The following is a 23,807-nucleotide window of genomic DNA, read 5'->3' on the forward strand; positions in this document are numbered from 1 at the left end:
GAGAATGATCGCATGACGAGTGCCCGCACCACCTCACGCAGCCGCAGCGCCACCCGCGAGAAGCTCTTCCAGGCCGCTGTCACCCTCATCGCCGAGCAGGGCTTCTCCTCGACCACGGTGGAGGAGATAGCCGAGCGGGCTGGTGTCGCCAAGGGCACGGTCTACTACAACTTCGCCAGCAAGACCGAGCTGTTCGAGGAACTGCTGCGGCACGGCGTCGAGTTGCTGAGCGCGGATCTGCGGCACGCGGCCGAGGGGACGGCGGAGCGCGACGGCACCAAGGTGGACGCGCTGGACGCGATGATCCGCGCGGGGCTGATGTTCATCGACCGCTATCCGGCCTTCACCCAGCTGTACGTGGCGGAGCTGTGGCGCACCAACAGGGCATGGAACGACACCCTGTTGGTGGTGCGGCAGGAAGCGGTCGCCGTCGTGGAGGGCGTACTGCGTGAGGGCGTCGCCGCCGGCGAGCTGAGCGAGGAGATCGACATCCAGCTCACGGCAGCAGCGCTGGTGGGAATGGTGCTGGTGGCGGCGCTGGACTGGAAGGCGTTTCAGCCGGAGCGCTCGCTGGAGGATGTGCACGGGGCGCTGTCACTGCTGTTGCAGGGCCGGGTGGGTGGCCGGGGACGGCCCCGGTGACCGTGCGGCGCCGGGCGGCATCGCGCCGCGCGCCGGACCGCCGCAGAGCGGCTGGTCACCGAGGCCGTCCCGGCCTCTTTCCCCCGTGTCCCCCCGTGGACCCCCGTTGTTCCCCCGTGGGTCCCCCGTTGTCCCCCCGGTCTTCCCCCGTGTCCCCCTGTCCCCCGTGGGTCCCCCGTCTTCCCCCCGTGGACCCCCGTTGTCCCCCGGTCTCCCGGTTCCCGGAAAAGGCCGCCGCGCGGTTCCGCAGCCCCGTGTCGGCGGTACCGGATGCGGCGCCCTTTCCGTGTGCACCACTCTGTCGTCCGCGCAGGTCGGGGCCTATCCGCGCGGCTACTCAACCCGGGGCCTGAGTAGCAGTACTCAGCCGTACGCACCGGTACGGACCGCCCTCTTGTGCCGCGGGCTCAGGCGGTGCCGCCGCGGGCCGGGCGGGTCGCTAGAGTCCCTGTTCATGGCACGTATTGCGGTGATCGGCGCGGGGATGGGCGCGATGGCGACGGCGGCGCGGCTCGCCGTCGCGGGAAACAAGGTCGTGGTCCATGAGCGTTCGGACACCTACGGCGGGGCCGTACGGCGCTTCGAGCGCGAGGGCTTCGCCTTCGACACGGGCCCGGGGCTGCTGCACCTGCCCGCCGTCTACCGCGACCTGTTCGTGAAGACCGGGCGCCAACAGCTGGAGGACCGCGTCGAGTTGACGCAGGTCCCGCTCACCGCGCGGCATGTCTTCCCCGACGGCAGCGGCGTCTCGCTGCCCAACGCCTCGCGGGGCAAGGTCGTCGACGCACTGGACGAGGCACTCGGCGCCGGGGCCGGCGAGCGCTGGGCCGGGCTGCTGACCCGGGCCAGGGAGGCGTGGGAGGCCACCCGGCGCCCCCTCCTTGAGGAGCCGCTGCGGGACGAACCGTCCTCGCACGCGGCGCTCGCGCGCGACGGGGCCTACCCGGCGGTACCCAAGAAGGGCCTGCTGCGTCTGGCCCGGGCGCTCAGGGCAGGCGGCGCCGGCGCCACGGGGCCCACGCTCGCCGAGGTGGCGGCCGGCGAACTGCGGGACCCCCGACTGGCCGCGATGCTGGAGAGCTACGCGTGGTCGCACGGTCTGGATCCGGCCACGACCACCGCGGGCGCCGCCGTGCTGCCGTACATCGAGGACACCTTCGGCACCTGGTACGTGCGAGGCGGCATGCGGAAGCTGGCCGACGCGGTGTACGCGCGCTGTGTGGAGCGCCGCGTGGAGTTCCGCTTCGGTGCGGAGGTGACGGAGGTACGGGAGAAGGACGGACGCGCCGCGGGGCTCGGGCTGGCCGACGGTACGGCCGTGGAGGCCGATGCCGTCGTCGCGGCGGGCGGTCCAGCGGCGCCGGGCTGCCCGGACCGTGTCACCCCAGGTTCGGCCAGGTTCACGGTGCTGCTCGCGCTGCGCGGCGCGCGCCCTGAGGGTGCGGCGCACCGCACGGTCGTGCACCGCGCCGATGCGCCACGGGAGCCGTTGACCGTGCTGCGGCCCGGCGATCCCGCGCTGGCGCCCGAGGGCTGCGAGACGGCCGTGCTGTCGGTTCCGGTTGCGGCCGGTACGGGTTCCGGTTCCGGGATCGCGGGGGACGAGGCCGAGCGGCTCGCCGACCGGCTGCTGGCCGCGACGGAAGCGGCGGGGCTCGGGCTGGTCGCACGCGTGCTGTGGCGTGAGGTGCGGACGCCGGCCGACAACGAGAGGGAGACCGGGGCGCCCGGCGGCAGGGTGCCCGCACCCGCGCTGCCAGGGGCGGGCGGCGCCTTCCTCCATGCCCCCAACCAGACAGCGCTGCCCGGGCTGTTGCTCGCGGGCGGCTGGTCACATCCGGGCGGCGGCCTGTCAGCGGCGGGCATGTCGGGCGCGATGGCCGCCGGGCTGTTCCAGGACGCCGACTGGCGCGGCTCTCAGTAGCCGGTGCGCTGGTCGCTGCCGTAGTAGCCGTTGGGGTACTGCGGGTACTCCTCGTCGTAGCCGTACGGCGCGGGCGGGACCGAGGGCTGCTCGGGGGGCAGGGGCGGCGGGGCCGCGTCGCGCTGCTGGGGTACCCAGACTCCGCCGGGAGGTGTCTCGGGCACGTCGGGGTAGTAGGGCGCGGCCCACCCCGCCGCGGCTTGCTGCTCCTGCGAGGGCTGCGAGGGCTGCGGCGCCTGGTAGCCGTAGTCGGCGTAACTGCCGTAGTCGGCGTATCCCTGGTCGTACGCGGGCTGCTGCTGACCGGTGTCGTACGCGGGCTGCTGGCCGGTGTCGTATGCGGGCTGCTGGCCGGTGTCGTATGCGGGCTGCTGGCCGGTGATGTTGCCCTGCGGGTCGTAGCTGACGCCGCTGTCGTAGCCCGCGTACGGGTCGGAGTACGCGGCGTACTGCTGCTGGTCGTCGGCGTAGGCGTACGCCTGGGTCCCGGCGGGCTGGGGTGCGTAGGTCTGCGTCTCCGCCGCCGGGTTCGCGTAGGGCTGGTTCCCGGCGGCCTGGTTTCCGTACGCGCCGTACTCGGAGCCGTACTCGCCGCCGCCGTAGTAGTCGCCGTCCTGGTGGTTCCCGCCGGCGAAGTCGCCGCCGCCGTAGGGCGGGGCAGCGGTGGCGCCGGCGGTGGCCGGTTCCGGTTGCTGGTACCCGTCGTAGCCGTAGGCGTCGGTCGGCTCGGAGGGCATTCCCGGGGGCATTCCGGAGGGGTGGGCCTGGAGGTCGGAGACCTCAAGTGACGGGTCGGCCTCGCGCGGTGCGGGGCCCCGGCGGCGCCGGCTGGACCCCGGCGAACCGCCGAGTGCCCAGCCGGTCGAGAAACCCTGCCGGTAGGAGAGGGTGACGAAGGTCTGTCCGGTGGCGAACGCCGCGATGCCGAACCCGATCACGAGGATCTGGGGCAGCACGGCGCCCAGCACGACGAACATGAATCCGCCGAAGGCGAGCAGCCGCCAGCGGAGTCTGGCCTTGTACTGGAACAGAACCTCGCCCAGCAGCCACAACGCGACGACGCCGAACGCGATATAGAGGACCGTCCAGCCCATCTACGCCCCTCTTCCCGCTGCTTGCCGCCGCTCCGGCCAGCTCTCTCGGCTAGGACCTTTCGTTAAGGCCCAGATTCTCGTGGATTTCCAGCGTCGCCGTGGAGTGGTTGAGGGTAATGAAGTGCAGTCCGGGGACGCCCTCGGACATCAGCCTCGCACACAACTCCGTGGCGTACTCAATCCCGACCGAGCGTACAGCCGCGGGGTCGTCCTCGACCGCCCGGAGCCGGTCGGCCATCTCCTGCGGGATGGTCGCATTGCTGAGCTGCGCGAACCGTTCGATCTGCCGCACGTTCGTGACGGGCATGATCTCCGGGATGATGGGAGTTTGGCAACCAGCGGCGACGGCCTTGTCCCGCAGCCTCAGATAGTCCTCCGCGCGGAAGAACATCTGCGTGATCGCGTAATCGGCGCCTGCCCTGCACTTGTTGACGAAATGCCGGACATCCGTTTCCCAGTTGTCGGAACGCGGGTGCATCTCGGGAAAGGCGGCGACACCGACGCAGAAGTCGCCCGACTGCTTGATCAGCTCGACGAGTTCCGAGGCATAGCCGAGCCCTTCGGGGTGCCTGACCCACTCGCCCAGCGGGTCTCCGGGAGGGTCACCACGCACGGCGAGCACGTTGCGGATGCCAGCGTCGGCGTACTGCCCGATGACATTGCGCAGCTCGGCCCGCGAGTGGTTCACGGCGGTGAGGTGCGCGACGGGCGTCAGCGTGGTCTCGGTGGCGATGCGCTCGGTGTTGCGGACGGTGCCCTCGCGGGAGGAGCCGCCTGCGCCGTAGGTCACCGACACGAACGTCGGCGACACCGCTTCGATACGGCGCAGCGCGTCCCACAGGGTGCGCTCACCCTTCTCGGTCTTCGGTGCGAAGAACTCGAAGGAGAACGACTGCTCTCCGCTCGCGAGCAGCTCACGCACGGTCGGCGGACGGTCTGTCCTGGGAGCTGAGATACCGATGGCCATACGTGCAGGCTAACGGCCTGGCCTGCAGAGTGGCTTGACAAGGAGACGTAAAGAGCGGATCTGCCCGTTTCCTGGATGGCTGATGTCCACCTGGTGGACAGGCCAAGCACGCTGTGTTAGCGCGAGGGACCCCGGGTCCGGCTCAGGCGGCCTCGCGCAGTCTTCCGGCGAGCGAGGCCGCGGCTGCCCCCGGGTCCTCCGCCTCCGTGATCGCCCGTACGACGACGGCCCTGCGCGCTCCCGCGTCCAGTACCTCGTCGAGGTTCTCCGCGTCGATGCCGCCGATCGCGAACCACGGGCGCGAGGGCGCCGACTTCGCCGTGTGACGGACGAGATCCAGCCCCGGTGCGAAACGGCCGGGCTTCGTGGGAGTGGGCCAGCACGGGCCCGTACAGAAGTAGTCGACGCCGGGCTCGGTCATCGCCGCATCGGCCTCGGCCGGTGCGTGGGTGGAGCGGCCGATGAGGATGTCGTCGCCGAGCAGGGCGCGGGCCGCGGGGACCGGCAGGTCGCCCTGGCCGAGGTGGAGCACGTCGGAGGCGGCTGCGTGTGCGACGTCGGCGCGGTCGTTGACCGCGAGGAGCGCGCCGTGGCGGCGGCATGCCTCGGCGAAGACGGCGAGGTGCTCCAGCTCCTCGCCCGCCTCCATGTCCTTGTCGCGGAGCTGGACGATGTCGACCCCGCCCGCGAGGACGGCGTCGAGGAACTCGGGCAGGTCGCCCTGCTCCTTGCGCGCCCCGGTGCACAGATACAGCCGTGCTTCGGCGAGGCGCTCCCGCGCTGTGGCGGGCGTACTGCTGTGCGTGCGGGACACGTGGGCGGTTCCCCCCAGGCAGGGGTGCATGGGCCGGCGCGCGGCCTGCCCATGCACCCGGTGGATATACGGTGTCGCCCCTGCTCCGGGCGCGACAGCACGTTCTCGTACGGTTGCGCCGGAGCGGGGGGTGTCAGACGGCGAGCGCCTGCGCGCGGCGCTTCACCTCTGTGCCCCTGTTCTCACGGAGAGCCTGCACGGGCGAGCCCGGCAGTGTCTCGTCCTCGGTGAACAGCCACTCCAGCATCTCTTCGTCGCTGAACCCGTCGTCCTTCAGCAGCGTGATGGTGCCCATCAGGCCCTTTACGACCCGGCCGTCGCCGATGAAGGCGGAGGGCACCTGGAGCACACGGTTCTCTCCGCGCCGCACCGCGATCAGCTGGCCTTCCTTCACGAGCTGCCGGACACGGGTCACTTCGACCCCGAGCTGTTCGGCGGCATCCGGGAGGTTGAGCCAGGCGGGTACGAGAGCATCGGTCTTTGCGTCAATCTCGGTCACGGGTTCCAGAGTGCCATCCCGCGCCGACAGTCACTACCGCGCCGCCTTCTTCAGGGCGACCGACGGGTCGGCGACCAGCGCCTTGTCGACGGGCGTGCCCTGCTGGACCAGCTTGCGGCCCTGCGCCAGATCGCGCGGACGCCCCACGGCCAGCACAGCGGCGAGCCTGCCCTCGCGCAGCCAGCACACCGACCAGGCGGCGCCGTCCGGTGTGCCGCGCCACACGAGTTCGTCACCCGCGTCGTGGTGTCCGGCGAACTGTACGAAGCGGCCGAACTGCTCCGACCAGAAGTAGGGCACCGGGTCGTAGGCGACGCGCTCGGCCTCCCCGTCGGCGTGCCCCTCGGTCACGAGGTTGGCCGCGACCGTACGGGGGCCCTGGAGCGCGTTGTCCCAGTGGTGCACCAGCAGCCGCCTGCCGTACCGGTGAGAGGGGAAGGAGGCACAGTCGCCGACCGCGTAGACGTACGGCGCCGAGGTGCGCAGGCCCTCGTCGGCGACGACGGCGCCGTCGGGGCCCAGCTCGACCCCCGAGTCCTTCAGCCACCCCGTCGCGGGGCGTGCCCCGATACCGACGACGACCGCGTCGGCCGGCAGCCGCTGCCCGTCGGACAGCACGACGGCGCCCCGCTCGACGGAGGCGACGGCGACGCCCGTACGCAGCTCGGCGCCCGCCTCCTCGTACCAGGCGCGCATCGGCTCGGTCACCTCGGCGGGCAGCGCTCCCGGCAGCGGGCGCGGCGCCGCCTCCACGACCGTGACCCCGCAGCCGCGCTCGCGCGCTGCCGTCGCGAACTCGGCGCCGATCCACCCGGCGCCGACGACCACGATCCTGCCCCGCGCCGCCAGTACGGGCCGCAGCCGCGTGGCGTCGTCCAGGGTGCGCAGCAGGTGCACACCGGGCACGCCCTCGCTGCCGGGGAGCGCGACGGGTTCTGCGCCGGTGGCGAGCACGAGACGGTCGTAGCGCACCGGCCCCGCGTCGGTCTCCAGCAGCCTGTCGTCCGTGCGCAGGCCCGTGACCGCCCTGCCCAGCTCCACCTCGATGCCGAGCGCCCCGAAGTCGATGTCGAAGTGCGGGATCTCGGTCTCGTCGCCCTTGCCGAGCAGCACCGCCTTGGACAGCGGAGGACGGTCGTACGGCGGGTGCGGCTCGGCGCCGATGAGCCGCACGGCGCCGGGCCAGCCCTGCTCGCGCAGTTGTACGGCGGTCTGTACGCCCGCCATGCCGGCGCCGACGATCACGGCCCTCTGCTGCTTCTGACTGTCACTCACCCGATCACTGTATGCCGGGCCGCTCAAGGGAAACCGGGTCTCCGGCCACCGCCGTCTGTGACTCCCCTTACAGGCCGCGCGGGCCCCGCAGTAGGCTGGTGCCCGGCACCAACGGCAATACGCGGGAGCCCGGACGCACCGGGCTGAGAGGGAGGCTGCGGCGGCCTCCGACCGTCCGAACCTGATCCGGGTCATTCCGGCGAAGGGAGCAGCGGCATGCGTCTGCGCGGCCCGGCATCCACCACCTCCTCCTCGGCTCACCCCTCCCCCACGGCCGCCTCCGCGGTCTCCTCCTGCGCGCCCTCCCCCGATGTGCTCGTGCTCGGTGGCGGCCTCATCGGGCTCGTCACCGCATGGCGGGCCGCGCGGCGCGGGCTGCGCGTCACCGTCGTTGACCCCGAACCGGGCCGCGGCGCCGCACGGGTGGCCGCCGGCATGCTCGGCGCCGTCACCGAGCTGCACTACGGAGAGGAGGGGCTGCTCTCCCTCAACCTCGCCTCGGCGGCGCGCTACCCGGATTTCGTACGGGAGTTGGAGGAGGCGAGCGGCCTGTCCGTCGGCTGGCGCGAGTGCGGCACCCTCGCCGTGGCCCTCGACGCCGACGACCGCGCGCATCTGCGCGACCTGCACGCGCTGCAACAGCGTTGCGGGCTGGCCCCCGAGTGGCTGACGGGGCGCGAGTGCCGCCGCCTGGAGCCGATGCTGGCGCCCTCGGTACGCGGCGGGCTGCGCGTGGACGACGACCACCAGGTCGACCCGCGCCGCCTGGCCGCCGCGCTGCTGGCCGCCTGCGAGCGCGAGGGCGTCACGGTGAAGCGGGCGAGCGCCGTGCGCCTGCTGACGGCGAGCGACCGGGCACGGGGCGCGGCGCTGGACGACGGTACCGAGGTGAGGGCGGCGCAGACGGTGCTGGCCCTCGGCTCCCGCAGCGGGCAGCTGGAGGGGACGCCCCCGGCGCTGCTGCCGCCCGTACGCCCGGTCAAGGGGCAGGTGCTGCGGCTGCGGATGCCGGAGAGCGCGTACGGCCCGTTCCTCTCCCGTACGGTGCGCGCCGTCGTACGGGGCGGGGCCCTCTACATGGTGCCGCGCGGCAACGGAGAGCTGGTCGTCGGCGCCACCAGCGAGGAGATGGGCTGGGACACGACCGTCACGGCGGGCGGCGTCTACGAGTTGCTGCGGGACGCGCACGAGCTGGTGCCCGGGGTGACGGAGCTGCCGCTGGCCGAGACCAACGCGGGGCTGCGGCCTGCCTCACCCGACAACGCACCGCTGCTCGGCCCCACGGATCTGCCGGGTCTCCACCTGGCGACGGGCCACTACCGCAACGGCGTACTGCTCACCCCCGTGACCGGCGAGATCATGGCCGAACTGCTGGTGACCGGTGAACTGCCCGCGCTGGCAAGCCCGTTCACCCCGCAGCGCTTCTCGCGCCCGGCCGCGGCAGCCGGTGCAGCCGGTGCGCCACAGGCACCGGGGGCACCCCCAGGGCGCCAGGCGCCACAGGACCTCCAGGCGCCACGGACTTCCCGGACAGCGCAGGCCCCACAGACACCCCGGCCCGCCCGGTCCACCCAGTCGTCCCCGGACGAGCAGACGTTCCAGGAGCCCCAGGAGCAGCCCCGATGACAGCAGCACAGGCACCCGCAGCGCACGTGACCGTCTCCGTCAACGGTGAACCCCGCCGCATCGACGCCGGGCTCACCCTCGACCAGCTCGTGAGCACCCTCTCCCCCGCGCCCTCCGGAATCGCCGCCGCGCTCAACGAGGCCGTCGTCCCGCGCGGGCAGTGGCCGGAGACGCGGCTCGGCGAGGGCGACCGTATCGAGGTACTGACCGCAGTCCAGGGAGGCTGAACACAGCGATGGCCGACGACCCGCTGACCATAGGCGACACCACCTTCACCTCCCGGCTCATCATGGGCACGGGGGGAACGCCCAGCCTCGACATCATGGAGCGCGCCCTCCTGGCCTCGGGCACCGAACTGACCACCGTCGCGATGCGGCGCCTCGACCCGACCGTCGCCGGTTCCGTCCTCTCCCTGCTGGAGAAGCACGGCATCCGTGTGCTCCCCAACACCGCCGGCTGCTACACGGCCGGCGAGGCCGTGCTCACCGCGCGCCTCGCACGGGAAGCCCTCGGTACGGACTGGGTGAAGCTGGAGGTCATCGCGGACGAGCGCACGCTGCTGCCCGATCCCGTCGAGCTGCTGGACGCGGCCGAGACGCTCGTGGACGACGGCTTCACCGTGCTCCCGTACACCAACGACGACCCCGTTCTGGCGCGCAAGCTGGAAGACGCCGGATGCGCGGCGATCATGCCCCTCGGGTCACCGATCGGCTCGGGGCTCGGGATCCGTAACCCGCACAACTTCCAGTTGATCACCGAGCGGGCCGGGGTCCCCGTCGTTCTCGACGCCGGCGCCGGTACGGCGTCCGACGTGGCCCTCGCCATGGAGCTGGGGTGTGCGGCCGTGATGCTCGCCTCCGCCGTCACCAGGGCCCAGGAGCCCGTGCTCATGGCCGAGGGCATGCGGCACGCGGTCGAGGCGGGGCGGCTCGCCTTCCGCGCGGGGCGCATACCCCGGCGGTACTTCGCCGAGGCGTCCTCGCCGACGGCGGGGCTCGCACACCTCGATCCGGAGCGGCCGGCCTTCTAGGGCGCCCGCCCCGCTCCGGAGGGGACACGGGGCTGTCACCGTTCCGGTGCAGTCGTGCGGGTAGCCCGCACCGCGGGACCGGGGCGCCGGAGCTGACTCGTACACTCTGCGCAATGGACACCACCCTCAAGGACCCCCTGGTCGGCCAGGTTCTCGATGGCCGGTACCGCATCGACGCGCGCATCGCGGTCGGGGGCATGGCGACGGTCTACCGCGCGATGGACACACGCCTGGACCGCGTTCAGGCGCTGAAGGTGATGCACCCGTCCCTCGCGACGGACGACGCGTTCGTGGCCCGTTTCATCAGGGAGGCGAAGTCGGCCGCGCGGCTGTCGCACCCGAATGTGGTGGGGGTCTTCGACCAGGGCACGGACGGCACGTACGTCTACCTGGCGATGGAGTACGTGTCCGGCTGCACCCTGCGCGACGTGCTCAGGGAGCGTGGCGCGCTCCAGCCGCGTGCGGCCCTGGACGTGCTGGAGCCCATCCTGGCGGCCCTGGGCGCCGCTCACAGGGCCGGGCTCGTACACCGCGACATGAAGCCCGAGAACGTCCTGATAGGGGACGACGGCCGGGTGAAGGTCGCGGACTTCGGGCTCGTACGGGCCGTGGACAGCCAGACGTCGGCGACGACGGACTCGATCCTGGGCACGGTCTCCTACCTGGCGCCCGAGCAGATCGAGAACGGTACGGCCGACACCCGCACGGACCTGTACGCGTGCGGCGTGATGCTCTACGAGATGCTGACCGGATCGAAGCCGCACGCGGGCGGCTCTCCGGCCCAGGTGCTGTATCTGCACCTGCACAAGGACATGCCGGCGCCGTCCGAGGCGGCGCCTGGCCTGGCCACGGCGCTGGACGAGCTGGTGGCGCGCGCCGCGGCCCGTGACCCCGGGCAGCGGCCCGACGACGCCGTGGCGATGCTGTCCGAGGTCCGTACGGTCCGCTCCGGGCTGTCGGAGACCGAGCTGGACGCCGTGCCGCCCCGTGCGAAGGGCGATCCGGGCGCTGCCGGCTCCGTGGTCGGCGGCGTTGCCGGTGCGATCGGCGCCGGGGCCGCCGGCGAGGCGGGGCAGGCCGGCTCAGGGAACGGCGAGGCGGGCGGTACAGCCGGTGGGGACGCGGGCGACGAGGCCAGTACGTATGTGATCCCGCGCCCGGCTGCCGGGGCGGGCCAGATCGCGCCCGGTGCGGCGGGCGGCGCTGTGGCCGAGCCGCTGCCGGGCAGTGAGCCGCTGCCGCACACCACGCGCCTGACGGTCCCGCCGTCCGGGCCGCCCGCGCCGCAGGACCCCGTACGGCCTGGCAGAAAGCGCCGCCCGGGGCTCGGTGTGCTGGTGGCGCTGGGTGTGCTGCTGGTGCTGCTGGTGGGCACGGGCGTCTGGTACATCAACTCGGGACAGTTCACGCAGACCCCGCCCGTGCTGGACAAGACGCAGGCCCAGGCCACGAAGACGCTCTCCGACGCGGGCCTGGACGTGACGGTGGAGCGGGACTACAGCGAGCGGGTCGAGCGCGGCCACGTCATCGACTCGGACCCGAATCCGGGCGAGCGCGTCCGGAAGACGGGTTCCGTGACGCTCACCGTCTCGCGTGGGCCCGAGGTCGTGAAGATCCCGGACCTGAAGGGCACCCCCCTCTCGAACGCCAGGCGCGACCTGAAGAAGGCCGGTCTTGAGCCCGGTGTGGTCAAGCGCAGGTTCGACGAGGAGACCGCGCAGGGCTCCGTCATCTCGACCGACCCGGCACCGGGCGCCAAGCGCCGCCCCGGCTCCGCCGTCGCGCTCACCGTCTCCAAGGGCGAGTCCATCGAGGTCCCCGATCTGGTCGGGGACGAGCAGAGCGACGCGGCGAAGGAGCTGCGCGACGAGGGCCTGAAGGTCCGTATCGCGGCCAAGCGCGTCTTCTCGGAGGAGGACAAGGGCACCGTCGCACGCCAGTCACCCGCCGAGGGCTCCGAGGCCGCGAAGGGCGACACGATCACGCTCACGCTCTCCAAGGGCCCCGACATGGTCGAGGTGCCCGACGTGGAGGGCGGCAGCGAGGACGAGGCCCGTCAGAAGCTGGAGAAGGCCGGTTTCACGGTCTCCGTGCGGCGGGTCTTCTTCGGCGACAAGGTCTTCAACCAGGACCCGGACGGCGACGACGAGGCGCCCCGTGGCTCCGACATCACCATTTGGCTGCGCTGAGCACCCCCGCACATACGGGGCGCCTGAGTGCGCACGTCCAGAGGCCCCTCATGCCGTACGTCCCGGGCGAGCGGGGCCGTACGCCCGGGATGCCGCAGGGCAGGGCGTGCACCCGGCGCCTCAGGGCGTGCATCCGGCTCCTCATGGCGTACGGCCGCCCGGCACACGCGGCAGCCGACCGGCACACGCGGCGACTGACCGTCCATTGCCCGCGACGGGCTGCCGCCGCATCGGGCTCAGGACGCCGCTCGCCGGGGCCGCACAGGGCTGTGACCTGGGGTTTCAGGGTCCTGGATTCGGATATGTCCGTCATACGCGATGAGTGCTGAAACTTACCAACAGGGCGCGCATCCACAGTGACCCTTTGTGGCGCAAACCCCTCTCATATGTGAGCCCGGGCATATAACGCACGTCACCTACGAATGTCTTTAGTGGGGCCGAATACTGTCCCGACCTGGAATGGAATGCGTCCCCCGGCTTTTTCCTGTCAGGTGGCCCCGCATTCGGGTAGTACGTCACACCTTTGATTTCAACTTTCGGACCCTTTAACAATTGCCAGCGTCGCATGGCGCCGGGAAACAGAACTCGGCGTTTCTCCGGCTTCCCCGCCTCTGCGACGCCAGCGATGGAAAGGTTCCGCTCACCTTATGCCCAGCATCTCCGGCTTCACCCTCAGTCCCAAGGCCAAGAAGATTTCGACCATCGGTCTCAGCACAGCGGGCGCGGCTGCACTCGCCCTGACGATCGTCCCCGGGACCGCGGCGCACGGTGACTCCAGCCAGGCTCCGGCGAAGAAGATCTCGGCAGAGAACGTCGCGTTCACCACCGACTCCTCCGTCCTGCCCAAGCAGGGCAGGAGCATCACCAGCGAGGGCATCCACTCCTCCGCGGTCCAGGTCCAGGCGAACGGCAAGCAGGCCGACAGCGCCGGGAACGCCACCACCACGGCGCAGGCCGCCAAGGCGTCGAAGACCACCAAGGCCGAGGCCGAGGCGAAGAACGAGCGTGCCTCCAAGGAAGCGGCGAACCGCTCCGAGAAGCGCGCGGCGCCGGCCAAGCCGAGCTACCCCGACAACCTCGACGGCTGGATCCGCGAGGCCCGGGACATCATGAAGTCCAAGGGCATCCCCGGCTCGTACGAGGGCATCAAGCGCAACATCATCCGCGAGTCCGCCGGTGACCCGAACGCGATGAACGGCTGGGACGTCAATGCCCAGAAGGGCACGCCCTCCAAGGGCCTGCTCCAGGTGATCCAGCCCACGTTCGACACGTACCACGTCGAGGGCACCCCGGACAAGCTCACCGACCCCGTCGCCAACATCGCCGCCGCCTGCAACTACGCGGCCGACAGGTACGGTTCGATGGACAACGTGAACTCGGCATACTGAGTGGTGTGACTACGAACCAGACTCAGCGCGCCCGCAATCCCATTGGCGGCCATGTCCCCGTAGCCGGGGGCCTGGCCGCCACTGGCATTTCCTACGCAGCGGATATCGGCGCCGAGGCACTTCAGGTCTTCGTGGCGAATCCGCGCGGCTGGGCCACAGGCCCAGGAAATCCTGCCCAGGACGAAGAATTCCGGGCCGCATGCGCCGAACACAACCTGCCCGCCTATATTCACGCGCCCTATCTCATCAATTTCGGATCCCACAACGAGGAAACCGCGACCAAGTCCGTCTCCTCGCTCAGGCATTCACTGCGCAGAGGCCGCGAGATCGGCGCACTCGGCGTCGTCGTCCACACGGGCTCGGCGACCGGCGGCCGGGCGCGGGAGACCGCACTCGTCCAGGCCCGCGAGCTGATGCTGCCGCTGCTGGACGAGCTGACGCACGACGACGACCCCTGGCTGCTGCTGGAGCCGACGGCGGGCCAGGGTGCCTCCCTCTGCGCCCAAGTCGAGGACCTGATCCCGTACTTCGCCGCTCTGGACGCACACCCCCGGCTCGGCGTCTGCCTCGACACCTGCCATGTCTACGCGGCCGGACACGACCTCGCGGCACCCGGCGGGGTACGGCGCACACTCGACGAACTGGAGTCGGCCACGGGCCCAGGACGGCTGCGGCTCATCCACGCCAACGACTCGAAGGACGTCGCCGGCGCGCACAAGGACCGCCACGAGAACATCGGCTCCGGGCACATCGGTATCGAGCCCTTCGGTGAGCTGTTCACGCATCCCCTGACGGCCGGCGTGCCGTTGGTGATCGAGACACCGGGCGGCAAAGAGGGGCACGCGGCGGACGTCGACCTGCTGAAGAAGCTCAGGGACGCGTAGCGCCGGGGTTCAGGCGCGTCCGGCCCCGGGGAGCCCTGGAGCCCTACAGCTCGGGGCCCTCGCCCGGTTCCTCCTGGTAGGAGTAACGCTGCTCCTGCCAGGGGTCGCCGATGTTGTGGTAACCCCGCTCCTCCCAGAAGCCCCGCCTGTCGGCGGTCATGTACTCCACGCCCCTGACCCACTTAGGGCCCTTCCAGGCGTACAGGTGGGGAACGATCAGGCGGACCGGAAAGCCGTGTTCCGCCGTGAGCAGTTCGCCTCCGCGGTGGGTGGCGAAGACGGTGTCGTCCGCGGTGAAGTCGGCGAGCCGCAGATTCGAGCTGAAGCCGTACTCCGCCCAGACCATCACATGGGTGACGTCCGGCGCGGGCGGCGCGAGTTCGAGAACCGTACGGGCGCGTACGCCGCCCCACTCGGCATCCAGCATGCTGAACTTCGCGACGCAGTGGAGATCGGCCACGACGGTTTCGTACGGCAGCGCCGTGAACTCCTCGTGGCTCCAGCCGTGCTTGTCGCCGTCGGCCGTGGCGCCGAAGACCCGGAAGTCCCACCGCTCGGGCTTGAATTTCGGCACCGGGCCGTAGTGCGTGACCGGCCAGCCGCGCTGGAGCCGCTGCCCGGGCGGAAGCTCTGCTTGCTCCCCTTCGCGGCTTTGCGGTTGACCCATGGCTCCATGGTGACAGACCCCACGCCATGCTCTTGACCGCCCCCTGATGGCCTGAGGCACGCTCTTGAGGGGCCGGTACGCGGATTCGGCGCGGCCTTCCGCACCCGTAAACAGGGGCAAATTCGGTAAGCCTGCACTTACTGGACCGCGTTGCGGCGCGGTGCGAGGATGCGCGATGCGCACGCAGCACTGCCCGTTCCCCGCGTTCACGCCCCCCTGGAAGGAGCCGCCACGATGCAGGGCGACCCCGAGGTCATCGAGTTCCTCAACGAGCAGCTCACCGCCGAGCTCACCGCGATCAACCAGTACTTCCTGCACGCGAAGATGCAGGAGAACTTCGGATGGCCGAAGCTCGCGGAGTACACCCGCGCCGAGTCCTTCGACGAGATGCGGCACGCGGAGAAGCTGACCGACCGGATCCTCTTCCTGGAGGGGCTGCCGAACTACCAGCGGCTCTTCCATGTCCGGGTCGGCCAGACGGTCACCGAGATGTTCCAGGCTGACCGGCAGATCGAGGTCGAGGCCATCGACCGGCTGCGTCGCGGTATCGAGCTGATGCGCTCCAAGGGGGACATCACCTCGGCCAAGCTCTTCGAGAGCATCCTCAAGGACGAGGAGCACCACATCGACTACCTGGAGACCCAGCTCGATCTGATCGAGAAGCTGGGCGAAGCGCTGTACATCTCACAGCAGATCAAGCAGCCGGACGCTTAGGGCGAGGCCCTGCGTCGTACGTCGCGGTGCCGCGCCCCTGCGTGCGGCCGGACCCTGTGTGCCGGGGTTCCCGCCGTCACGGGCGGAGGAGATTCCGGACCCGTACCGCCCGACGTTCGCCGTCCCGACCAGCACTGTCCCGTCCGTCCGTCCCGCCCGGCCCGGGGGGTCAGGCGGCGGCCGGGGTCGGGTATGCGGGGGCCTGTGGGGCGGGGGCGGAGTTCGGGGCGTTGGGGTCGGTCGCCGTCGTGGCCGCTGTCGCCGGTTCGGCGGGGGTTTCGGGGAGCGAGATGAGGGTGCGCTCGCCTCGGTCCAGGGCCTCGCGGCGCGGGCATGTGCCGCGGCCGAGGATGCCCTGGATACGGCGTACGCAGGAGCCGCAGTCGGTTCCCGCCTTGCTCTCCGACGCTATCTGGCGCGGGGTGCAGGCCCCCGCCGCCGCGTGTTCGCGGACCTGCTCCTCGGTGATGCCGAAGCATGAGCAGACGTACACGCGGTTCACCTCCGGCCGGGGCGTGAGGGCAGGCTCAAAAACTTGCTGAGGTTAACCTAACCTTACCCATCCGGGAGTGTCCACACATGCCCGTGGGGCCCGCATCACAAGGGATGCGGGCCCCACGCGGCGTACGGGAGATCACTGGTCGCGGTACATCTCCGCGACCAGGAAGGCCAGATCCAGGGACTGGCTGCGGTTGAGGCGGGGGTCGCAGGCCGTCTCGTAGCGCTGGTGCAGATCGTCGACGAAGATCTCGTCACCGCCGCCCACGCACTCGGTGACGTCGTCGCCCGTCAGCTCCATGTGGATGCCGCCGGGGTGGGTGCCCAGGCCCTTGTGGACCTCGAAGAAGCCCTTGACCTCGTCCAGCACGTCGTCGAAGCGCCGGGTCTTGTGCCCGCTGGCCGCCTCGAACGTATTGCCGTGCATCGGGTCGCAGACCCAGGCCACCTGCGCGCCGGAGGCCGTGACCTTCTCCACCAGTTCGGGAAGGTGGTCGCGGATCTTGTCGGCGCCCATGCGCGTGATGAACGTGAGCCGCCCGGGCTCGCGGTCGGGGTCGAGCCGCTCGATGAGTGCGAGCGCCTCCTCCGAGGTGGTCGTCGGGCCCAGCTTGACGCCGACGGGGTTGCGCACGCGTGCGGCGAACTCGATGTGCGCGCCGTCGAGTTGGCGGGTGCGCTCACCGATCCAGATCATGTGGCCCGAGACGTCGTACAGGTTCCCGCTGCGGGAATCGGTGCGGGTGAGCGCCGACTCGTAGTCGAGCAGCAGCGCCTCGTGCGAGCTGTAGAACTCGACGGTGCGCAGCTCCTCCGGGTCCGTGCCGCAGGCCCGCATGAACTTCATGGCCTGGTCGATCTCGCGCGCCAGCGCCTCGTACCGCTGGCCCGAGGGGCTGTTCTTCACGAAGTCCTGGTTCCAGGCGTGCACCTGGCGCAGGTCGGCGTAGCCGCCGGTGGTGAAGGCACGGACGAGGTTCAGCGTCGAGGACGACGCGTGGTACATCCGCTTGAGCCGCTCCGGATCGGGCCTGCGGGCCTCCTCGGTGAACTCGAAACCGTTGACCGAGTCGCCCCGGTAGGTGGGCAGCGTCACGCCGTCGCGGGTCTCGGTCGGCTTGGAGCGGGGCTTGCTGTACTGGCCCGCGATCCTGCCGACCTTGACGACGGGCACGGAGCCCGCGTACGTCAGCACGGCGCCCATCTGCAGCAGCGTCTTCAGCTTGTTCCGGATGTGCTCGGCGCTGACCTGGTCGAATGCCTCGGCGCAGTCGCCGCCCTGGAGCAGGAACGCCTCGCCGCGCGCGACCGAGCCCAGTCGGGCCCGCAACTGGTCGCACTCGCCCGCGAAGACGAGCGGCGGATAGGACTCCAGCTCCGCGAGAACATCGCGCAGAGCCTCGTGGTCCGGCCAGTCGGGCTGCTGTGCCGCGGGCAGATCTCGCCAGGTCTGTTCGCTGGCGTCGGTGTTGGCGTTCACAGTCACGATCCCAAGATTACGGTGTTCTGCCCGGTGACCGTTCCCCTGCCCGCTATGCGAGACCGGGATGACCAGCATCAGGGCAGACGGACGCCGGATCCGGGGACCTCGGCGGGTGGAGGGGATCGGTTAGGGTGGCCCGCATGCACACGACGCTGTCGACCATGAACTGGTGGTGGCCCGCCTGGCAGGCGGCCCACCTCGACGCGCGTACGCACTGAGAACTCTCAGATCCGCCGCGAAACAGGCCGCCCGGAGGGCGGCCTTTCGCATGTCAGCGGCCGTTCCTCCCCGTACGGAATCCCCGTAGCGAACCCGGAAGGAACCCGCACATGGACCTCACCCCAAAGCCCTCGCCCCTCGCCCTCATCGAGCGGCTGACCAGGGAGGACGCTCCACCCTTCGCGCTGCTGCGCAGGCGCACGCCGGGGCGGGACGCCGATACGGTCGAGCTGCTGAGCGGGAGCGTGCGCACCGTCGAGCGGCTGGCCGACATCCCCACCGTGCACGGCGGTGAGGCCGGTGCGCTCGCGCTGGTGCCGTTCCGGCAGATCAGGGAGCGCGGCTTCGGCGTACGGGACGACGGGACGCCGCTGTCCGTACTGCTGCCCGACGAGCGCCACGAGCTGCCGCTCGCCGCCGCGCTGGAGGCGCTGCCCGCACACCGGGTGCGCGTGGAGCGGGGCGCCTTCGACGTGGACGACGACGCGTACGAGGAGATCGTCCGCCGCGTGGTGGAGGACGAGATCGGCACGGGCGAGGGCGCCAACTTCGTGATCCGGCGCACCTTCCAGGGCGAGATCCCCGGCTTCTCGCGCGCCGACGCGCTCGCCCTCTTCGCGCGGCTGCTGCGCGGTGAACAGGGCGCCTACTGGACGTTCGTCGTCCACACGGGAGACCGCGTGCTGGTCGGCGCCAGCCCGGAGGTGCACGTGCGGATGACCGGCGGGATCGGCGGGCGCGAAGCGGGTGACGGGCCGCGTGCGGGGGGCACCGTCGTCATGAACCCCATCAGCGGCACCTACCGCTACCCCGCCCAGGGCCCCGACGTGGAAGGGCTGTTGGGGTTCCTGGCCGACCGCAAGGAGAGCGAGGAGCTGTCCATGGTCGTCGACGAGGAACTGAAGATGATGTGCACCGTCGGCGACGAGGGAGGCGTCGTCGTAGGCCCGCGCCTGAAGGAGATGGCGCATCTGGCACACACCGAGTACGAACTGCGCGGACGCAGCACGCTGGACGTGCGCGAGGTGCTGCGCGAGACGATGTTCGCCGCGACCGTGACGGGCTCGCCCGTGCAGAACGCCTGCCGCGTCATCGAGCGGCACGAGCACGGCGGCCGGGGCTACTACGCGGGCGCGCTCGCGCTGATCGGGCACGACGCCGGGGGAGCACAGACCCTCGACTCCCCCATCCTCATCCGCACCGCCGACATCGACCCGGCCGACGGCAGCCTGCGCGTCCCCGTCGGCGCGACGCTCGTACGGGCCTCGGACCCGGCGAGCGAGGTCGCCGAGACCCACGCGAAGGCGGCGGGTGTACTGACCGCGCTGGGCGTACGGGAGGCGCCCGTACGCCGGGAAACGGAAGCGGGCGGCGAGCCGCGGCCCCGGCTCGCCGACGATCCGCGGGTGCAGGCCGCGCTGGAGGGGCGGCGCGCGGGGCTGGCGCCGTTCTGGCTGCGGATGCGTACGGAGCCTGGGCCGCATCCGGACGCCGGGGAGTTCGCGGGAGAGTCCGCCGGGGGCGAGGTCCTGGTCGTGGACGGTGAGGACACCTTCACCTCGATGCTCGCGCACCTGCTGCGCTCCACCGGATACGGCGTCACCGTGCGCCGCTTCGACGAGGCCGGGCTGCGCGCCGACGTGGCGGCGCACGAGGGACCCGTGGTGCTCGGCCCAGGGCCTGGGGACCCGCGCGACGAGGCAGAGCCGAAGATGCGGTTCCTGCGCGCCCTGGCGGCCGACCTCGTACGCGAGCGGCGCCACCCGCTCCTCGGCGTCTGCCTCGGGCACGAGCTGCTCGCCGCCGAGCTGGGCCTGGACCTCGTACGCAAGGACCTGCCGTACCAGGGGGCGCAGGAGCGGATCGACCTGTTCGGACAGCCGGCGACCGTGGGGTTCTACAACTCCTACACCGCGCGCTGCGATGCGGAGACGGCAGCGGAACTGGCCCTGCACGGCGTGGAGTTGAGCCGGGACACGGTCAGCGGTGACATCCACGCGCTGCGCGGGCCCGGCTTCGCCGGCGTGCAGTTCCACCCGGAGTCGGTGCTGACGCTCGACGGCGTGAAGGCCACGGCCGGTCTCCTGGCGGACGTACGTACCTGGCGGCTGCCCGGGGGCTCAGGCGGCGGCCTGCCGGAACCGGTCAGGGCACCCCGGGGCTGACCAGGACGTTCGCGCTGGTGCGGCCGGCCACGTAGTCCTCGATGTTGCTGACGGTGGTGTCGACGATCTGGGTGACCGCATCGCGTGTGTAGTACGCCTGATGCGAGGTGACCAGCACATTGGTGAACGTCATCAGCCGCGCCAGCACGTCGTCCCGCATGACCTCCAGCGACCTGTCCAGGAAGAACAGCCCTTCCTCCGCCTCGTACACATCGAGGCCGACTCCCGCGAAGCGGCCCCCGCGCAACTCCTCGACCAGCGCCTCGGAGTCGATCAGCCCGCCCCTGCTGGAGTTGATCAGCAGCGCGTCGTCCTTCATCGTGCGCAGCGCCTCGCGGTCGATGAGGTGGTGCGTTTCCGGCACCAGCGGTACGTGCAGGCTGACGAGGTCGGCGTCCTGGAGCAGCCGCGGCAGTTCGGCGTACTCCATGCCCAGTTCCTCGCACGCCGGGTTCCGCGCCACGTCCCAGCCGAGCAGCCGCATGCCGAAGCCGTGCGCGATACGGGTGAACGCCTCACCGATCTTCCCCGTACCGATGACCCCCGCGGTGCGGCCGTGCATGTCGCGGCCCATCATCCCGTCGAGCCGGAAGTCGAAGTCGCGGGTACGGCGTGCGGCGTGGGCCACGCGCCGGTTGACGGCCAGAGCGAGCGTCCAGGCGAACTCGGCCACCGCGTACGGCGAGTAGTACGACACCCGAGCGACGGTCATGCCCAGCTCCGCTGCCGTGTCCAGCGCGATGTTGTTGAAGCCGGTGGCGCGCTGGGCGATCATCCGCGTGCCGCCGTCGGCGAGGATCCGCAGCACCTCGGCGTCGAGGCGCGCGTTGACGCTGACGGAGATCACCTCGTACCCGGCCGCGAGCGGGGCCGTGTCCCTGTGCAGGAACACATCGAGGCAGCGGACAGCGAACTGCCGCTGCCGGAACGCCTGCTCCAGCAGCGGCCTCTCGTCCGGCACGACACCGAAGGCAAGGATCTCCACGGGCTTCTCCCGATGTGCGCGACATCTGAGCATCTGCGGCGTATGACCGCTTCATGCCGCCGAATATACGGGTCAGCCCCCGAGCACGCGCAGGGAGCCCCACAGCGCCACCACCGCCAGAGCCAGCGCGGGCGGCACGGTGAGCATCCCCAGGCGCGTGAACTCGCGCAGCCGTACGGAGTGCGCGTGCTGGTGCAGCGCCTGCCGCCACAGGAGCGTCGCCAGGGAGCCCGCGTACGTGAGGTTCGGGCCGATGTTCACCCCGAGCAGCACGGCGAGCACGGCGCCGGGGCCCGAGTGCGCCGTCAGCGGCAGCAGCACCAGCACGGCGGGCAGGTTGTTGATCACGTTCGCGAGCACGGCCGCCAGCGCCGCGACACCGAGCAGCGCCCACAGCCCCGTACCGTCCGGCAGCGCCCTGCCCAGCCAGTCGGCGAGCCCGTGATCCACCACGGCCCGCACCACCACCCCCAGCGAGAGCACGAACGCCAGGAACGGCAGCCCGGCGGCCCGCACGACGCCGCGCGGCGTCGCATGCCCCCGTGCCATCGCCCGCACGCCCAGCGCGAGCGCGCCCGCCGCTGCCGCCCATACGGGATCGAGCCCGAACGCCGAGGTCACCAGGAAACCGGCGAGGGTGCCTGCCACGGTGAACAGCGGAAAGAGGGGGAAGCGCTCACCCTCGCTCCCGGCCTTGCGCAGATCCGGGGCGCCGGGGCCGTCGGCGGGGTCGCCGGCAGAGCCGTCGGCGGAACCGTGCGGGAGTCCACCGGCAAGGCCGCCGGTGAGCCCGCCCGTGCGGCCGTCGGCCCGGTCGGGGATCGGGGCAGCCGTCAGGTCGGCTGCGAAGAAGCGGCGGAAGACCACGTACTCCACCGCGATCGCCACCGCCCACGGCAGCGCCATCAGCCCGGCGAAGCGGGCGAAGCTCAGGCCGCTGGCGGCGAAGGCGAGGAGGTTGGTGAGGTTGGAGACCGGGAGGAGCAGCGAAGCGCTGTTCGACAGGTGCGCGCACGCGTACACATGCGGGCGTGCGGGGATTCCGAGACGTGCCGCCGTCGCGAACACCACGGGAGTGAGCAGGACGACCGTCGTGTCGAGGCTGAGCACGGCCGTCGTGAGCGATGCCAGTACGAAGACCGCTGCCAGGAGGCGGCGGGGTCCTCCGCCGCCGGCCGCCGCCTTCGCCATCCACGCGCCGCACGCGTGGAAGAGGCCCTCGTCGGCGCAGAGTCTGGCCAGTACGAGTACCGCGGCCAGGAAGCCGATGACGGGGGCCAGCCTGGCCGCCTCGTCCCTGGCGTGGGCCAGGCTGATCGCGCCCGTCGCGATGACGAGTGCGGCGGCGGGGACGGCCACCACCGCCTCGGACCAGCGTTGCGGACGGGCCACCGCCCAGATGAGTACGGCGGCCAGGAGAGTGGCGGAGAGGGCTTCCGCTTGTGGTGCGCTCACGGAGAAACCCTCCCCTACTCCCCCGGCCTCCTGCCGGGAGGTGCCCCCGGAGGCCCGGTGTCAGACCTCCGGGAGCTTGAGGACGAGCATGCGGCGCGGTTCTTCGGGGGACGGGAAACGAGGGACGGGGACAGGCCGGAGCAGACGGGACGGCGCGGACGCGGACGGGGGACGAACGGAGGAACGGCTCAGCCGAAGAAAACGTCTGCCTCTTCGTACAGCGCGGGGTCGACGGTCTTCAGCTTCTCCGTCGCCTCGGCGAGCGGAACGCGCACGATGTCCGTGCCGCGCAGCGCGACCATGGAGCCCCACTCCCCGTCCCGTACGGCGTCGATCGCGTGCAGCCCGAACCGCGTGGCGAGCCAGCGGTCGAAGGCCGTGGGGGTGCCGCCGCGCTGGACGTGACCGAGCACCGTCGTACGGGCCTCCTTGCCGGTGCGGGACTCGATCTCCTTGGAGAGCCATTCGCCGACCCCCGAGAGCCGGACGTGGCCGAAGGAGTCCGTGCTGCCGTCCTTGAGTACCATCTCGCCGCCCTTGGGCATGGCGCCCTCGGCGACGACGACGATCGGGGCGTAACTGGCCTGGAAACGGGAGGTGATCCAGGCGCAGACCTGCTCGATGTCGAAGCGCTGTTCCGGGATGAGGATGCAGTTGGCGCCGCCCGCGAGGCCGGAGTGAAGGGCGATCCAGCCAGCGTGGCGGCCCATCACCTCCACGACGAGGACGCGCATATGGGATTCGGCGGTGGTGTGCAGGCGGTCGATCGCCTCGGTGGCGACGGTGACCGCGGTGTTGAACCCGAATGTGTAGTCCGTCGCCGACAAGTCGTTGTCAATGGTCTTGGGAACGCCGACGCACTTGATGCCGTACTCGTCGGTGAGCCGGGCCGCGACGCCGAGTGTGTCCTCGCCGCCGATGACGATCAGCCCGTCGACCTCGTGCTTCGCCAGGTTCTCCTTGATACGGCGTACGCCGTTCTCTTCCTTGAGTGGATTGGTGCGGGAGGAGCCGAGGATCGTGCCACCGCGCGGCAGCATGCCGCGTACGGCGCTGATGTCGAGCTGTGCGGTGTCCCCCTCCAACGGACCCCGCCAGCCGTCGCGGAACCCGACGAAGTCATAGCCGTAACGCTGGACTCCCTTACGGACCACGGCCCGCATGACCGCATTGAGACCGGGGCAGTCGCCCCCGCCGGTCAGCACTCCGACCCGCATGGGATCTCCCTTCTCCGCGTGGACGCGCATGGACGAGACGCCGTGAACACGGCGCAACTGTCGCCACGCTAA

The 23,807-nt window shown here is 71.2% G+C and carries 21 protein-coding genes and 1 riboswitch; of the genes, 10 read left to right on the top strand and 11 right to left on the bottom strand.

Annotated features, from left to right (window positions below; all coding sequences use genetic code 11):
* The first annotated feature begins 12 nt into the window (after positions 1-12).
* Both NMN56_RS25950 and NMN56_RS25955 read left to right on the top strand, forming a co-directional pair.
* Positions 13-642 carry a TetR/AcrR family transcriptional regulator gene (locus NMN56_RS25950; RefSeq protein ID WP_274041796.1) on the top strand — a complete coding sequence of 210 codons (630 nt, stop codon included), beginning with the start codon at positions 13-15 and terminating at the stop codon, positions 640-642.
* A 454-nt stretch (positions 643-1,096) separates the two neighbouring features.
* A complete protein-coding gene (locus NMN56_RS25955) occupies positions 1,097-2,566 on the top strand; it encodes a phytoene desaturase family protein (RefSeq protein ID WP_274041797.1) in 1,470 nt (489 codons plus the stop codon).
* On the opposite strand, the gene NMN56_RS25960 is transcribed toward NMN56_RS25955, so the two are convergent.
* From NMN56_RS25960 to NMN56_RS25980, 5 genes are all read right to left on the bottom strand, one after another.
* Entirely contained in the window at positions 2,560-3,660 is a 1,101-nt protein-coding gene (locus tag NMN56_RS25960) for a hypothetical protein (protein WP_274041798.1), read from the bottom strand. The genes NMN56_RS25955 and NMN56_RS25960 overlap by 7 nt on opposite strands.
* 49 nt (positions 3,661-3,709) lie before the next feature.
* Positions 3,710-4,627, bottom strand: coding sequence for a methylenetetrahydrofolate reductase [NAD(P)H] (metF, locus tag NMN56_RS25965; protein ID WP_274041799.1), 918 nt, complete (start codon positions 4,625-4,627; stop codon positions 3,710-3,712).
* Positions 4,628-4,769: 142 nt separating this feature from the next.
* Entirely contained in the window at positions 4,770-5,441 is a 672-nt protein-coding gene (gene thiE, locus NMN56_RS25970) for a thiamine phosphate synthase (RefSeq protein ID WP_274041800.1), read from the bottom strand.
* Between the two features lie 133 nt (positions 5,442-5,574).
* Positions 5,575-5,940: an Rv2175c family DNA-binding protein gene (locus NMN56_RS25975; RefSeq protein ID WP_274041801.1), complete on the bottom strand. Its 366-nt coding sequence runs from the start codon at positions 5,938-5,940 to the stop codon at positions 5,575-5,577.
* A gap of 33 nt (positions 5,941-5,973) precedes the next feature.
* Entirely contained in the window at positions 5,974-7,167 is a 1,194-nt protein-coding gene (locus tag NMN56_RS25980; RefSeq protein WP_430542710.1) for an NAD(P)/FAD-dependent oxidoreductase, read from the bottom strand.
* Between the two features lie 159 nt (positions 7,168-7,326).
* A riboswitch (TPP riboswitch) is annotated at positions 7,327-7,440 on the top strand.
* Between NMN56_RS25980 and thiO the strand changes: the two genes are divergently transcribed.
* The 6 genes from thiO to NMN56_RS26010 all read left to right on the top strand — a co-directional run bounded on the left by thiO (position 7,432) and on the right by NMN56_RS26010 (position 14,332).
* Positions 7,432-8,841, top strand: coding sequence for a glycine oxidase ThiO (gene thiO / locus NMN56_RS25985; RefSeq protein ID WP_274041803.1), 1,410 nt, complete (start codon positions 7,432-7,434; stop codon positions 8,839-8,841). Its footprint overlaps the riboswitch before it by 9 nt.
* On the top strand, positions 8,838-9,068 hold the full coding sequence (gene thiS, locus NMN56_RS25990; protein ID WP_274041804.1) for a sulfur carrier protein ThiS: 231 nt from the start codon (positions 8,838-8,840) through the stop codon (positions 9,066-9,068). Before thiO ends, thiS begins: the two co-directional genes overlap by 4 nt.
* A gap of 8 nt (positions 9,069-9,076) precedes the next feature.
* Positions 9,077-9,871 carry a thiazole synthase gene (locus NMN56_RS25995; protein WP_274041805.1) on the top strand — a complete coding sequence of 265 codons (795 nt, stop codon included), beginning with the start codon at positions 9,077-9,079 and terminating at the stop codon, positions 9,869-9,871.
* 113 nt (positions 9,872-9,984) lie between these two features.
* A complete protein-coding gene (locus NMN56_RS26000) occupies positions 9,985-12,060 on the top strand; it encodes a Stk1 family PASTA domain-containing Ser/Thr kinase (RefSeq protein WP_274041806.1) in 2,076 nt (691 codons plus the stop codon).
* 647 nt (positions 12,061-12,707) lie between these two features.
* On the top strand, positions 12,708-13,448 hold the full coding sequence (locus NMN56_RS26005) for a transglycosylase SLT domain-containing protein (protein WP_274041807.1): 741 nt from the start codon (positions 12,708-12,710) through the stop codon (positions 13,446-13,448).
* 5 nt (positions 13,449-13,453) lie between these two features.
* Positions 13,454-14,332 carry a deoxyribonuclease IV gene (locus tag NMN56_RS26010; protein ID WP_274041808.1) on the top strand — a complete coding sequence of 293 codons (879 nt, stop codon included), beginning with the start codon at positions 13,454-13,456 and terminating at the stop codon, positions 14,330-14,332.
* A 43-nt stretch (positions 14,333-14,375) separates the two neighbouring features.
* Here the strand turns inward: NMN56_RS26010 and NMN56_RS26015 are convergent, their stop codons facing one another.
* Positions 14,376-14,999, bottom strand: coding sequence for a sulfite oxidase-like oxidoreductase (locus NMN56_RS26015; RefSeq protein WP_274041809.1), 624 nt, complete (start codon positions 14,997-14,999; stop codon positions 14,376-14,378).
* A gap of 234 nt (positions 15,000-15,233) precedes the next feature.
* Here NMN56_RS26015 and bfr point away from each other — a divergent pair, with 234 nt between their 5' ends.
* A complete protein-coding gene (bfr, locus tag NMN56_RS26020) occupies positions 15,234-15,713 on the top strand; it encodes a bacterioferritin (protein WP_274041810.1) in 480 nt (159 codons plus the stop codon).
* A gap of 169 nt (positions 15,714-15,882) precedes the next feature.
* Here bfr and NMN56_RS26025 read toward each other — a convergent pair whose 3' ends face one another.
* Positions 15,883-16,206, bottom strand: coding sequence for a (2Fe-2S)-binding protein (locus NMN56_RS26025; RefSeq protein ID WP_274041811.1), 324 nt, complete (start codon positions 16,204-16,206; stop codon positions 15,883-15,885).
* A 141-nt stretch (positions 16,207-16,347) separates the two neighbouring features.
* On the bottom strand, positions 16,348-17,691 hold the full coding sequence (locus NMN56_RS26030) for a class II 3-deoxy-7-phosphoheptulonate synthase (RefSeq protein ID WP_430542711.1): 1,344 nt from the start codon (positions 17,689-17,691) through the stop codon (positions 16,348-16,350).
* Positions 17,692-18,023: 332 nt separating this feature from the next.
* On the opposite strand from NMN56_RS26030, the gene NMN56_RS26035 reads away from it, so the two are divergent.
* Positions 18,024-20,078 (top strand): anthranilate synthase family protein, encoded by a 2,055-nt coding sequence (locus NMN56_RS26035; protein WP_274041813.1) that lies wholly within the window; start codon positions 18,024-18,026, stop codon positions 20,076-20,078.
* Here the strand turns inward: NMN56_RS26035 and NMN56_RS26040 are convergent.
* From NMN56_RS26040 to NMN56_RS26050, 3 genes are all read right to left on the bottom strand, one after another.
* A complete protein-coding gene (locus NMN56_RS26040) occupies positions 20,059-21,063 on the bottom strand; it encodes a 2-hydroxyacid dehydrogenase (RefSeq protein ID WP_274041814.1) in 1,005 nt (334 codons plus the stop codon). The two genes, NMN56_RS26035 and NMN56_RS26040, sit on opposite strands and share 20 nt — an antisense overlap.
* 72 nt (positions 21,064-21,135) lie before the next feature.
* Positions 21,136-22,518 (bottom strand): SLC13 family permease, encoded by a 1,383-nt coding sequence (locus NMN56_RS26045; RefSeq protein ID WP_274041815.1) that lies wholly within the window; start codon positions 22,516-22,518, stop codon positions 21,136-21,138.
* A 188-nt stretch (positions 22,519-22,706) separates the two neighbouring features.
* Entirely contained in the window at positions 22,707-23,735 is a 1,029-nt protein-coding gene (locus tag NMN56_RS26050) for a 6-phosphofructokinase (RefSeq protein ID WP_274041816.1), read from the bottom strand.
* Positions 23,736-23,807 lie beyond the last annotated feature (72 nt).

Origin of the sequence: Streptomyces iconiensis (assembly GCF_028657195.3) — a bacterium.
In the GTDB taxonomy this organism is placed as follows: domain Bacteria; phylum Actinomycetota; class Actinomycetes; order Streptomycetales; family Streptomycetaceae; genus Streptomyces; species Streptomyces iconiensis.